This window comes from Mycobacterium sp. (genome assembly GCF_025965855.1).
GTDB lineage: Bacteria > Actinomycetota > Actinomycetes > Mycobacteriales > Mycobacteriaceae > Mycobacterium.
Window position 1 is genome coordinate 1 of the sequence record NZ_JAOPWB010000018.1, and the last position, 12204, is coordinate 12204.

Below are 12204 nucleotides of genomic sequence, written 5' to 3' on the forward strand. Positions count from 1 at the left end.
ACACCACAACGCTCGTGGCCGGTAAAGAAACGAGTCAGACCACACCGGTCCGGACGCGGACCCTACCGACGCACCCGCAGCGCCAAGCCGCGGAAACGCCGGTAGGTCTTTAATAGCAGTAAAGAAATTCCTCACCACATGCTGTCGGTGAACTCTGCTGAACTGGTACGGCTCACACGACGAGTCTCCGGATTTGTGGCAACGGACGGAGCGTCAGCGGACGGTAGCCGCCACGGCAGAGACTACGAAGTCGACGTGGCCAGCAGCGGGAGAACAGCCGTTGCGGGTCTTAAAGTTCAAGGCCGTAGCCCCGATCGCGGCTGCGTTGGCGCTGGGCGGCTTGCTGTCTGGTGGCGGTCAAGCGTTGGTAGGCCGCATCGCGGGCACGGTTTTGGGCGGTGTGCTGACGCCAGGCCTGCGCACGGTCGGCGCGGCGTTGGCCGTTGCGGTGCAGTAGGGCCGCCACGGCGGCGGGCAGCAGTTCGCGGTCAGTACGCGCGGCGACGCTGTGCATGGTGGCCACGGGGTCGTCGTTGGCGGTCAGCATGATGTGGAAAGCCTGGGCGGCAGCGTGTTTGGTGCCGCGGCGCGTCTGGTGGATGCCGGTGTCCGCGCCGTGGTGGTGTTGGTGGGTTTCGTTGATGACAGCCGGATAGATGGCGAGGTGGTTTTCATCGCGGCCGCGCGTCATCCCGACGTATGCCATCGCACGGCTGGCGCGATCGGACAGAATCGACCAGCAGACACCGTAGTGGTTCGAGTTGCCGACGGTCATGCCTTGGGCCGAGTGCACGGTGCCGGCGTAGCCCAGGGTGATGTGCTCGCGCAGGTAGTCGCCATCGAAGATGGCCCGGGCCCGATCGGTGAGCCGCTCGGCGGCAATTCGTTTGTTTTTCGCGTTGACGCTGACCACGCGCCAGCGGTTGCCATTACGGACCTGGTCGATCCGATTACCCCGGCGCCAGTGTGAGCCGGGTTCGACGGTCAGGGAGGCGTCGTTGTGCCGGGTCAGGACGAGATCCCCGGCGCGGACCTGCTGATCTCGCGCCACCTCCACGCTCGGTGCGTCGGAGTTGGTGAACCGGTCGTGGAGGCGTTGGTTGATGGCGTCGGCGATTTCCCATGTGTCGCAAAGGATCGCGACGTCTTTGCCCGCGGCGCGGGCAGTGATGTAGGCGGTGGTGGCGTCGGCGGCCATGGTGATCGCGTCCCCGGTGTGCAGGCGGTCGTGGTTGCGGTACCAGCCGATGGCTTTGCGTAGCCGGTTGCCGCGGGCTGACCGCAGCCCCAGCGAGGCATCGCGTTCGGCGGGGTCGCGCATGCGCCACACCTCGGTGAGGCGGTGTGACCAAGGCAAGTCCTCGCAGAGCTGCTCGAACATGCCGCCGCGGGCTTTGACCGGCGACAGTTGATAGGCGTCGCCGACGAGGAGCATTTTGGCGCGTGCGGCCGTGCTTACCTCAAGGAGGCGTCGCAGCTCGGGGGTGGCGACCATGGAGGCCTCGTCGATGACGATCACCGTGCGCCGGTCGAGCCGTAGCTGATCGTCGTCGATGAGATGGAGTGCTTTGGCCACGGTCAAACCGCGGTCGCCGGCCCCGCCGCGCATCGCCTCATCGACAGCCCTCCCGGTGGGCGCGAGCACCAGCACGCCCTTGTTGGTGCGGTGCGCCGCGGCGCGCAGCGCGTTCAACGAGTGTGTTTTGCCCGCACCGGCCGGGGCTTGCAGCGGCTGCACCAAATACGGCGAGGTCGCGATGTTGGCGATGGCGCGCGCCTGATCAGCAGATAGGCCCTCAAGGTCCGCGGTGCGCACATCCAGCCGTGCGCGGGTGTCGGCCTCATCCACCATGTCGAAAATGCGCTGCTCTTCGGCGATGACCGCCTCGACGGTGAACAGCTCGTGTCCTTCGCGGTGATGCGCCTCGCGCGCCGCGCTCACGCGTATCCCGAGCCTGTCCACGAACTGCTCGATCAGATCGCGCGGATCCCCCGGCGCATCCACCGGCAGCAGCGCGCCGACCAGCTCCACGAGATCGGCGCGCGTGAACGCGGCCTTGTCAATCTGAGCGACCACGCGCTCCAACCGTGCGCGGAGCCGCGAGCGCGCGGCGGCGCGGCGCGCGGTGCGCGCCTCGAGATGTGCGGCGCGGTCCAGGTGCAGACGCCGCGCATCGGCGCGCCACTCGTGTTTGAGCTCGGCCCACGATGTCGACTCCGGCTTGGCCGGGCGGGTGGCTTTCTGCGCGGCGGCCAGCTGCTGCGCGCTCGGCTCACCCTCGACGACAACCAGATTGTTGTGCGCCCATTCGCGCAGCCGGGTGGAGCGCCGCGACCACGCCTTGATACACGCCGGGGTCACGCCAGCGACCTCGGCCATCCCGCTAAACGGGTCCACCGCACCCCATTCCAGTTGCAGCTCTGCGTGCAGCTCGTGGCGCAGCGTCGCTTGATAGACGATGCCGGCGGCTTTGGCTTCGTGATACAGCGACTTCGAGTCGATCGACACCAGCGCACCGTCGGCGCGGGCCTGGCGGTTGGGGACGATGACGTGGGTGTGCAGGTGTGGATCGCCGCAGCGCGACGTTTCATGCTGGTAGGCGATCGCCACCAGCCCAGGCAACCGCTGCAGGTCCTTGGTGCCGGTAAGCGGGTTGTGTACTCGGGTGTATCCGGCGTGCTGGTGCAGATAAGTGATCGCCGCCGTGATCGCCCGCTCATGGGCGGCCTGCATCGCCTTCTCCCCGGTGCCGTCACTCAACACCCGCAACAGCGACACGCTTTTCGGGGCGGCAAAAGTCAGGTCGAACCCGTGCACGCTGCCCTTCGAAAAACCGCGTCCTGCCACGCCGTTGGGCGCAATACCTTCATCAAGCCAGCGCGCCGCGACATCGGGATCAGCCATACCCCCGTCAGCGGCGCGCCCATCCAGCCCGACCAACGCCACGGTCCGGGCGGCGTCGCCGGCAATCAGCCAGGTCGGCTCCCGGGTGTCGCCCTCGGAGTAATACTCCCCCAGCCCCCCGTTGGCACGCTGGCGATCCAGGCCAATCTGCCTAGCTTGGCGGGCGGTGTCGTTGTAATAGTTGATGCTCCAACGCGATAGCGGCGAGATCGTCAACACCGGCGACCACCTTACAACCTCAGCCAGCGAAATCAGCTGCAGCGGATCGGATTTGGGGGGCGTTCAGCGCACCCCAAATCAGTATTGCACCACTTGTGCCAATGTGCCGTGCAGAATTTGGGGGCGGTGATCGACTGTGGGATGCGGTGATACGCGTGAGCGTAAGTGTAACGGAGGCAGTATTTTTGGGATGTTATGGGAAGGATTGGGATTGTGGATTGCGGGGGGGTTGGGGACAAGCGTGGTAGTCGTGTGCTGGTCCAGGCGGACGTATCGCGCGGCCGCCTCGAGTTGTGCCGAAGGCGCCGCCGCGCGAACCCACCAAGCGGAGCGCAAAAGTTCTGCACGGAGCGTCACCGCAGAGAATTACAGTGGTGTTGGGAGCTTTCGTGACACCAGGCGATCAACGGCCCTCCGAGGCGCGAAGCCGACAGGGCGACAACCTTACACCGTGCATGCGGCGCGTCCGACAAGCCCTTTCCCGACGCGACTCTTCGGAGGGTGGTGAATGAAATTGGAAGACAACGTGTTCAACGACCTGCCCCTTCTGCTCGCGGTGCCACGGGCCGCGCAGCTGCTGGGAATCAGCCGGGCCGCGGCCTACCGACTGGTGGCCTCCGGAGAGTTGCCGGTCCGCCGGCTCGGCGGCCGCGTCCATGTAGTGACCGCCGGCCTTCGCGAGCTGGCTTCGTGAAAGGCGCTGTGTACCAGCGGGGCTCCAAGTGGTACTACAAATTCCGCGTTCCCCAGCGTGATCCGTCGACCGGCGGATATCCATGGATCACCACTACGACACCGAGCGGGAAGCCTGGAAGGCCTGCCGCGAAGCGATGCGGGAGGCCGACCGTGGCCGCGTCGTCAAACCGTCCACCCGCACGGTCGCGCAATTTCTGACCGAGTGGCTCACCGCGGTCGAACCCACACTCGACGCGACGACGTGGCGCAGCTGGAGCGACTATGCGCGCGCCTACGTCATCCCGCATATCGGCGCCGAACGTCTGCAACGGCTCGACGAACCAGCGCTTCTGCAGCTTTACGCGAAGTTGCTCGCCGAGGGCCGCGTCAAGTGTGACAACGACACCGTGATGTACGAGTACTGGTCGACGAACAGCGCCACGGGCAATGAACCCACACCCCGCCAGGTGTCCGAGGCCTGCAACACGACCATTCACGCGGCCCGAACCGCGGTGCGGCGATATCACTCAGGCATAGTTCCCAAGCCGGTTTCGCCGGGCCTGGCGCCCAAGACAGTCCGCAATGTCCACGCCTTCCTTCACCGCGCCCTCGTCGACGCCGTCGCCTGGAAATACCTCACCGACAATCCGGCTAGCAATGTCAAGCCACCGCGGCGGCCGCGAACTCGCCGGCAGGTGTGGAAGCCTGAGGAGATCCGGACTTTCCTTGCCTCGGTGCGCCATGACCGATTCGCCGCCCTATTCCTTTTGGAACTCACCACCGGCATCCGACGTGGCCAAGTCTGCGGTCTGAAATGGGACGCCGTAGATCTCGACAGGGGCGAAATCACTGTGCACAACAACCGTGTCGTGGTTGGCGGCGAGGCCCGCGACAAGGCTGGCGGTAAGACACGCAACGCCGACCAGACGATTTCAATCGACCACGCCACCGTCGACGCACTGCGCCGCTGGCGCAAAATCCAGGAAGAGGAGCGCGCGTTCTTCGGAGACGACTACCACCCCGGCGACTATGTATTCACCTACGAGGACGGCCGCCCTCTGCATCCGGACTCGATCCGACAACGATTCGACCGCCTGGCGGCCGCGGCCGGTCTGTTGCGCATCACATTTCACGATCTGCGGCACTCGTATGCCACCGGTGCGCTGCGCGCAGGTATCAGCCCGAAGGTGATCAGCGAGCGAATCGGCCACGCTAATGTCGGGTTCTTCCTGGAAACCTACGCCCACGTCCTGGGCAACGACGACCGCGAAGCCGCCGAGCAGGCCGCGAGCTTCCTGCTCGGTAATGCCTGGGATACCGATGACGAGACCAGCGAGCGCTAACCCCTGATGGAATGTTGCGTATAATGCTGAGGTTATATTAATGTCGATGTCGTGGGACGTCATCCTGCTCGAGGAGGTCGAACACTGGTACTTCACTCTCGACGCCGACGCGATGGCTGCGGTTACCGGTGCCATCGACCTGCTTGAGCTGGAGGGACCAACCTTGGGTCGCCCGACGGTGGACAACGTGAACGGATCGAAGTTCCACAGCCTGAAGGAGCTGCGGCCGGCCGGTACAAGCATCCGGATACTGTTCATATTCGATCCACGCCGACAGGCGATCCTGCTGCTCGGCGGCGATAAAGCGGGCACCTGGAAAAGCTGGTACGACAAGAACATTCCGATCGCCGAACGGCGGTACGAGAACTGGCTAGCGACTGAAGGAGGTGGATAGCCATGGCACGTAACTGGCGCGAGGTTCGCGCCGACGCGATCGCACAGGGTCGGCTGGACCCGAAGCGTGCCGACGCTGCGCGCAAAGAGATGCACGACGCCGTCCAGGCCCACCGCCTAGCCAAGATCCGCAAGGCTCAGGGCCACGCCCGTCAGGCCGATGTCGCTGCGCTGATGGGGGTATCGCAGGCGCGCGTGTCGCAGCTGGAAAGCGGCGATTTGTCACACACCGAACTCGGGACACTGCAGTCCTATGTCGCTGCGCTCGGTGGCCATTTGCGGATCGTTGCCGAGTTCGGTGAGAGCAGCGTCGAACTATCTGCTTGACGACCCCTTTCCGCGTCGTGAGCCCGCTACCGCCCAGCACCATGACGGTGGCTCAAGTTGTGTCGAAGTGCATATGTCTTCGACGGCGGCCGGTCACGCGTTCAATCCCTCGGCGATCAAAACCTACGCCCGCGCGGATCTGGAATCGTTGAATCACTGGCCCGGCGCGGGCAGATCGTCGAGCCAGTCGGCCAGATCCTCAGGCTTGCGCGGCATCTCGGTGTGGAACACCGCCAACTCGGTGCAGCTGATCACCTTGTCGCGCGCTGCCTTATCGGTGAACACCGCATCGCAATACGGCACCGCGATCGACAGCGCGTCGATGTCATGGATGTCGTTCCGCGTCCAGGCGTGCTGGTTGTTCTTGTGATAAATCGTCTTCAGCGACGTAGCTACGCGCGTCGAGGGCATGGCATCACTGAAGTCGCGGAGCCTGCTGCGGTCGTGATCCAGGAGCTTCCCCGATCGACGTGCCCATCGCCATCGTCACCTTGGTGATCACGTCGATCAGCTCAATGCTCATTTCCCGTGCATTGATCACGTCCCGCAATCGGCCCTGCCGCAGCTTGGGGTCCGCGTCGAGCTGCTGCACGAGGTAGCGCTCCTGCTCGGCGCGCTTCTCCAAGATGTTCCGCCACCCAGCGGCGTCGTAGCCGGCGGCACTCAGGGCGGGATCGTCATGGTCGTCAGGCCCTGTGAGCAACTGACGCTCAGCCCAGCGCTCCAAGCTCACCCAAGCATTGTCGCCAGGATCTATACCCAATGCCCCACAGATATGCGTGGCCGCTGCGTCAGGATCTGGCGTGTTGGTCACGAGGCCACCGCGCTTGCCGAATGACCACAGCAAGCTCGGCCCAACAAGCGCGATCGGGCCCTGGGGTGCGATCGACACGCCTGGGATCTTGTTGAGCGCGGCCTCGACCTCGAGCTCTTGGATCTGAGGGCGCCCCAGCAGGTAGTTAAACCCGGACAGCTGTTCCATCACCACGACGCGGGCCTTACGCCGTTCGATATCCGCGATGTTGTAGAGCTCGGCTGCGGTCGTGGACGACAGCGGAAACAACGCCCGACCATCGGCGCGGGCTCGCCGGCACGCTTCGAGGAGCCGGACATACCCGGCCGGCGCGGTCTTTCCCGCTTCGACCTCCGCCATGTTGATCCAACCCAGCATGTCGAGGTAGACAAGTTTCGGCGGCCGAGGCGGCAATAAGAGGTCGCTCGGCCAGATGACGTCATCCCGGATCTCGTATGTAGCAGCCATCGCTGCGCCCGCGTCCTCCCTTTCGATGACCTACTTGGGCCGTGCGCCATGATCCCTCTCCGCGGGAGCCTTCGGCAATCGAATTTCGTACCTCCGTAGAGGAAGCAGGCTGGTGGTGGCCAGCAACGGGCTACGACGGCCAAATCGTGCAGCGCGAGGCTCGGCTTCCTCATATCAGAGCGGGCACGGTCGGTTCCCAATCAGCTTCCCGACAAGTCATTAGCGATGCTAATGTTCCCAAAAGTGTTCCCATTGGGCATGAAAATGGCCCCCGGAGTGTTCTCCGGGGGCCATTTCCGCTGGTAGCGGGGACAGGATTCGAACCTGCGACCTCTGGGTTATGAGCTAACCGGTCGCGGTCTTATCCGATGCACCCGGTCTCATAATTGCAGGTCAGCGATGTTCAGCTGTCCAAGCTGCCTCGCCCCGTCCCGCTTGTTCGCATCGGTTCCACCGTGTTTGGTGTCCAAATCCGTGGCCAAACCCATTGAGCGACAAGTACAGTCGCCTCGCGGTCTCAGCCGCGCTTTTCGTGAACAATCGTCATTATCCATAACGATTGATATTCAAGGATTTTCGCTTCCCCGAGTGCAGTGCCTGTGTAGTACCAACGCGACTGAGTCACTCTACGCCCGCGGCCACTTCCCGTCAGAGGCTGCCGCGTTGAAGTGCCTGTATCTGGCTCTCACCCGCGCGCCTGATCCCAAAGGCCGGCCAAACCCGGTGGGCAGAGCGCTGGAAACTCGCTCTCAACGCACTGGCAGTAACATTCGGCGACAGAATGCCCGACCTCAAGCGAGGCTAGGCAAACCGCCATTTACACCAGCTTTCGATAGACCCGGAGCGTAGAAGCCGCGGCTATCTTGCGGCAGCTCGGCAATCGACGGCAGCGGTGTTGGCGTTTCAAAGCGCATTGCGGACTCCCGACGGTTACGGCTTGGCTGCCTGGTAGTGGTTGCGGATGTTCCGGTGGTCGCCGCTGTATCCGAGGCCGATGCAGTATGTGACGACGAAGTTCTCGGATAGCCCGGCCCGCTTGAACGTGGACATCGACGCCTGCGGGATATGGCGTTGTTCACCCTTCTGCGCGCCCTGGCCAAGTTCGCTGCTGTACATCAGCAGGTAGCGGAACTCCTTATCGAGTGCCTCATCGAGCGCCGGTGTTGGTTCGCCTGTTGCCGCGTTGAATGCCCTCACCGCGGTCGCCCACCCGTCGAGCTGTAGGCGGTCACCCCATTGGAACACCACCAGCGTGGAGTTATGAGCCCGACTGATACATAGCTGAAGTGTGGGTTCGAGCGGCCAGGCAGAAACGACGAGCCCGTGACGGGAAGGTCCGGGGTTTCGGCTGCCGTGCCACGGAGCATTGCGCGCCAATGCGGCAAGTATCGGGGGATCGTCGATTACGTTGCCGCTTTTCTGCGGGGTGATGACAACGCGTTTCTTGAGGTGGTCTGCATCGACGTTCTCGCGGATCCATTCGCGCAACCGGTCGCCGGCGTCGCTGTCGTACATCACGTCCCATGGCATCCAGGCCCCGGTGTGTTTCACATACGCGTGCATACCTACGACGTTAGCTGTGCGTTCCGACGGTCTCGGGCGCGTTGCACTGCGCGATTGATGGCGATGCGGTCCACACTGTTCATCGTGTGGAAGCGAGCACTGAAGGTCTGGCGACGAACACAGGACTCACATTGGGTGCTCTACGCTGCATTTGTCGCCACCGGATGGGCCTTGGCACTGGCCCTCTGGAATGTCGTAGGCCCCTATCTGTGGAAGTCGCCCACCGCCGAGGCGTTCAACAAGGTGACGGGCGGCATCAGCAGCAGCGTCACCGCGGTGGCCGTAGTTGCAGGTGGCATTTGGGCGTATTTCAAGTTTGCCCGCGGACGGACCTTCGTTGCTCGTCTCAGCATCGAGCTGGACGGAGAGTGGCGTCGAATCGACGGGATGACCGTCCTCCACGTCCGGGTCAGAGTGAAAAACATTGGCGCAGCGAAAGTCGCGATAAACCAGTTCGGATCTGGGCTAGAAGTTGGCTTTCCGGCTGGCGAGTGGCACCGCCAAGTCACCTGGGAGAAAGTCAAATATGAAGGGGGCGGCCCGGATGCATCCGAGGAGGCCCTCCAATTCTCGGTGCTGACCGAACACGAGTGGATCGAACCAGGGGAAACGGTCTCCGACGAAGTTCTGCTGCATCTGGAACGCCGACAGTTCAGTCCGTGCATGCTCGAATTGAAGCTCATGACTGCGCTCTCCGAAAAGCAGCTTGGGAAGTACAGCGATGAGGACACGGAGGTATTTGCGCGGCGAGTTGTCGCTCCCGACGACAAGTTGCTAGATAGGCTGAAGTAGTAAGCGAGCAACTGTAGCGATGAGGGGGCCTCTGATGGCCGAAGCATCCGACCGCGGTCGCGCGCCAGTCGAGACACGGGAGCTCCGTTCCGATTCAGTCGAGACTCGGCAGCGTAAGCCTTCGCCGCCGCGGTCACATCAGACGGAAGCCGGAAAACCGCCACCGCCACCGCCACCGAAGACCGAAAAGAAGTAGGGGACGCAGTCGTGGCTAAGGGAGACCTGCCCCCGAGCAAGCGAATCACAGGGGTTCCGAGAGAAGTACCGCCACCAAAGAAGCGTGTTACGGGTGGGCGCCAGCCCGACCCTGGTCGGTCAAAGACGGTAGAAACCGGAAAACCGCCTCCCCCGCCGACGAAGAAGTAGCCGACGCATCCCTGCGAGGTGTCACTTGACAAGGCTTGACCGCGCTCAGCGGTAGGGTCGTTGAAGAAGACCTGGAAGTCACCGTTCGGTGTGCGCGCTAGCCGGTGCGCCTCGCCGAAGTTGGTGCGCGAGGGTTCCAGACCAATTGGGCCGCGGGTGATCGGGCCAGCTCCCTTACGGAACGAGCGTCACGGCCCACTCAACGATCACGCTTGGCGGGACCGACTCCTGTGCGACGCGGCCGCGTGCCTGGCGAACGACGTCGAGCCGGTCGAACAGTTCGGTGCCCAGCCAGTGTTGCCCGGCGGCGGGCGGCCAATCGACACTTCCGCAGCTTTGCACTGGGCTGTCGGCCATTGCATCCCACAGCCGGGTGGCGGGCCGGATGGCAGGTCCGCCGTCGGCGGTGGCAACCTTGGCGGCTTCAACGGCGATCGTTAGGCCCTCCGGATCCATATCGCCCCAGTACCACACGGTTCCTCGTATGGGCCCGCGGCCGGCGACGTCGATGCTCAGTGTGGGAATCTGCGACGGAAACGAGTTTCCAGACCCCCACGCGACCAACCCGATCGAATGTGTGGCCCCGGTCCGCAGCGCCTCGATCGCCATCCAGTACGGGTCGCTGTTTTCGACCACAAGGACATCCGGGCCCGTGCCCACTTCCACGGCGGCCAGTGGCGGTGGAAGGCGCTGGCATGCGAGCAAATCCATACTGAGTCGGCCAGGCCCGAAGAGTCCGGTCCTTGCCATCGCCTCCAATCGTTTCTCGTCGCCGAACACTTGCGCGGAGCGGTACCGCATCGGCAGTACCGGCGTGCAGCAGGCGCGATGTTGTGCAAGCCAGGTGTTGATCGCGACGAGGTCGTTGAAGCGGGCGTCGGTTAGCGTCGGCAGTGAAGCGACCCAGCCCAATTCGGCGCACCACGGAAAGTCGATCCAGGAGCGCACGCGTGCGTTGTGGCGTGCGATCGGCACGGTGATCGAACGTGGCAGCGGCGGTGAGGTCGAGCTGTCCCATGCTCTGGCGGGCAGCTGCACCTCCCCTCGCGTGCTCAGCTCGGTAAGGGCTATTGCCAGGGCGGCAGTCTGCTGGCGGTCCCCGACCAGTCTGGGTGCGACCGTCGACCACAGCAACCGAAGCTCGCTGAGCGGGATGCGCACCTTGCCTGCGGCGGTCAATGCGTCTGCGAGCGCGGCGATTTCGCTTGGTCTGGCCGTCATCCGCGGATCTCGTACCGTGTGGCGTCAACCCAGTTCTCTTGAGCATCGGCGGGGCGGCCGGCGGTGATCGAGGCGGCGATGTCGACGCCGTCGACCGTGCGGGCGCGCAGCCTCAGGAATGAGAGGTTGCGTCTGAGGTCGCCGTCGTTTCGGAGTTTGATGATGACGGATCCGGGACCGGAGAAGGCGGTGTCCACGTTGGCATCGTTGAGTCCGGTTGCGCAGATCAGTTGCAGACCGCTGTGGGCGGCCAACCGGTGTTGCATTTCGATCAGTGTTTCGGCCGATGCCGCGCCGAACGGATTGTCGAGCAGCAGCGTGCCCGGCGGCCTGGCTCCCCCGGTCCGGTGTGCCGACCGTACCCGGGATAGAGCGCAGTAGACCAGCACGGCCAGGGTCAGGACCTGACCGCCGGAGAATTCGTGTGGGATGCGATCGGGCGGGCAGTAGATGACTTGTCCGTCGATGCGCGGCTTGAGGATTTCGATCGACCAGGCGCCGGCGCGGCTGCGGTCGAGCACTGTGTCGCGCACGGCGTCGGCAAGCCAGCGGGCCCGCACCTCGGCCGAGGACGCGTGTTTGGGGTTGGCGGCCAGTTCTGCGGCCCAGGTGTCGACTCGGTCGGCGAGCCGGCCACAGGCTTCGTCGTCGGGGGCGTCTTCGAAGCGGATTTTGATAGCTGGTTGTCCGGTGAGATCGCCCAGTCCGGAGGGCAATCGGGACGACATGGACACTTCTCTCAGGAGTCGGCGCTGTTCGCGGCATAGGGAGAGAAGGCCGTCGCGGAGGATTGAGCGGTGGGTGTCCATGGTGGCCAGATCCCCGCTGGCCGATTCGGCCATTGCCCGAATTCGGCGGCCTAGTGTTTCGGCCTCCGCCACGAGCTGACTTTCTTGGAGTTCGCGGATGCGCACCACGACGGGTGCGTCGAGTTCGTGCCATCGGGCGTTGTTGGCTTCGGCGCGAGCGGCGTTGACGGTCTCGCTGAGACTGTCGCGTGCTGTGCGTTCGTCGTTGGTGGCGTCGTTTTGGGCTTTGACCAGAGCGCGCATCTGGGTTCGGGCCGCGTCTTTGCGGCCGCTAAAGGCTGGTACTCCCGGTGCGGGGTCCCCTGCCCACATCTCTACGACATCGGTGAA

The 12204-nt window shown here is 64.1% G+C and carries 10 protein-coding genes and 2 pseudogenes; 6 read left to right on the plus strand and 6 right to left on the minus strand.

The window, feature by feature from the left end:
- Positions 1–289 precede the first annotated feature (289 nt).
- The gene (mobF, locus tag JWP83_RS01755) at positions 290–3124 is read right to left on the minus strand and encodes a MobF family relaxase (RefSeq protein WP_297725177.1); all 2835 of its coding nucleotides are present in this window, start codon (positions 3122–3124) and stop codon (positions 290–292) included.
- Positions 3125–3632: 508 nt separating this feature from the next.
- On the opposite strand from mobF, the gene JWP83_RS01760 reads away from it, so the two are divergent.
- The 4 genes from JWP83_RS01760 (at position 3633) to JWP83_RS01775 (ending at position 5862) form a co-directional block, all read left to right on the plus strand.
- Positions 3633–3818 (plus strand): helix-turn-helix domain-containing protein, encoded by a 186-nt coding sequence (locus JWP83_RS01760; RefSeq protein WP_297725179.1) that lies wholly within the window; start codon positions 3633–3635, stop codon positions 3816–3818.
- 82 nt (positions 3819–3900) lie between these two features.
- Positions 3901–5142 (plus strand): site-specific integrase, encoded by a 1242-nt coding sequence (locus tag JWP83_RS01765; protein ID WP_297725181.1) that lies wholly within the window; start codon positions 3901–3903, stop codon positions 5140–5142.
- 46 nt (positions 5143–5188) lie between these two features.
- Positions 5189–5536: a type II toxin-antitoxin system RelE/ParE family toxin gene (locus JWP83_RS01770; RefSeq protein ID WP_297725183.1), complete on the plus strand. Its 348-nt coding sequence runs from the start codon at positions 5189–5191 to the stop codon at positions 5534–5536.
- Positions 5533–5862 carry an XRE family transcriptional regulator gene (locus JWP83_RS01775; protein WP_297725197.1) on the plus strand — a complete coding sequence of 110 codons (330 nt, stop codon included), beginning with the start codon at positions 5533–5535 and terminating at the stop codon, positions 5860–5862. The genes JWP83_RS01770 and JWP83_RS01775 overlap by 4 nt, the downstream gene beginning before the upstream one ends.
- 153 nt (positions 5863–6015) lie before the next feature.
- Here the strand turns inward: JWP83_RS01775 and JWP83_RS01780 are convergent, their stop codons facing one another.
- Together JWP83_RS01780 and JWP83_RS01785 are read right to left on the minus strand one after the other, a co-directional pair.
- Complete coding sequence (locus JWP83_RS01780; protein WP_297725185.1) at positions 6016–6273, minus strand: hypothetical protein; 258 nt, start codon at positions 6271–6273, stop codon at positions 6016–6018.
- Positions 6274–6277: 4 nt separating this feature from the next.
- Positions 6278–7015, minus strand: coding sequence for a hypothetical protein (locus JWP83_RS01785; RefSeq protein ID WP_297725187.1), 738 nt, complete (start codon positions 7013–7015; stop codon positions 6278–6280).
- A gap of 738 nt (positions 7016–7753) precedes the next feature.
- On the opposite strand from JWP83_RS01785, the pseudogene JWP83_RS01790 reads away from it, so the two are divergent.
- Positions 7754–7928: pseudogene (locus tag JWP83_RS01790) on the plus strand (IS256 family transposase); the annotation flags it as partial.
- A 125-nt stretch (positions 7929–8053) separates the two neighbouring features.
- Here JWP83_RS01790 and JWP83_RS01795 read toward each other — a convergent pair.
- Positions 8054–8686 (minus strand): hypothetical protein, encoded by a 633-nt coding sequence (locus JWP83_RS01795; protein WP_297725189.1) that lies wholly within the window; start codon positions 8684–8686, stop codon positions 8054–8056.
- A gap of 57 nt (positions 8687–8743) precedes the next feature.
- On the opposite strand from JWP83_RS01795, the gene JWP83_RS01800 reads away from it, so the two are divergent.
- On the plus strand, positions 8744–9478 hold the full coding sequence (locus JWP83_RS01800) for a hypothetical protein (RefSeq protein WP_297725191.1): 735 nt from the start codon (positions 8744–8746) through the stop codon (positions 9476–9478).
- A 540-nt stretch (positions 9479–10018) separates the two neighbouring features.
- On the opposite strand, the gene JWP83_RS01805 is transcribed toward JWP83_RS01800, so the two are convergent.
- Both JWP83_RS01805 and JWP83_RS01810 read right to left on the minus strand, forming a co-directional pair.
- The gene (locus JWP83_RS01805) at positions 10019–11065 is read right to left on the minus strand and encodes a hypothetical protein (protein ID WP_297725193.1); all 1047 of its coding nucleotides are present in this window, start codon (positions 11063–11065) and stop codon (positions 10019–10021) included.
- A pseudogene (locus tag JWP83_RS01810) lies at positions 11062–12204 on the minus strand (hypothetical protein); the annotation flags it as partial. The pseudogene JWP83_RS01810 and the gene JWP83_RS01805, both read right to left, overlap by 4 nt.

Bases quoted from the DNA above. Each gene is read 5' to 3' on its own strand.
- JWP83_RS01765 (WP_297725181.1), top strand. From the start codon at position 3,901: ATGGATCACCACTACGACACCGAGCGGGAAGCCTGGAAGGCCTGCCGC.
- JWP83_RS01805 (WP_297725193.1), bottom strand. From the start codon at position 11,065: ATGACGGCCAGACCAAGCGAAATCGCCGCGCTCGCAGACGCATTGACC.
- JWP83_RS01785 (WP_297725187.1), bottom strand. From the start codon at position 7,015: ATGGCGGAGGTCGAAGCGGGAAAGACCGCGCCGGCCGGGTATGTCCGG.
- JWP83_RS01760 (WP_297725179.1), top strand. From the start codon at position 3,633: ATGAAATTGGAAGACAACGTGTTCAACGACCTGCCCCTTCTGCTCGCG.
- JWP83_RS01770 (WP_297725183.1), top strand. From the start codon at position 5,189: ATGTCGTGGGACGTCATCCTGCTCGAGGAGGTCGAACACTGGTACTTC.
- JWP83_RS01795 (WP_297725189.1), bottom strand. From the start codon at position 8,686: ATGCACGCGTATGTGAAACACACCGGGGCCTGGATGCCATGGGACGTG.
- JWP83_RS01800 (WP_297725191.1), top strand. From the start codon at position 8,744: ATGGCGATGCGGTCCACACTGTTCATCGTGTGGAAGCGAGCACTGAAG.
- JWP83_RS01780 (WP_297725185.1), bottom strand. From the start codon at position 6,273: ATGCCCTCGACGCGCGTAGCTACGTCGCTGAAGACGATTTATCACAAG.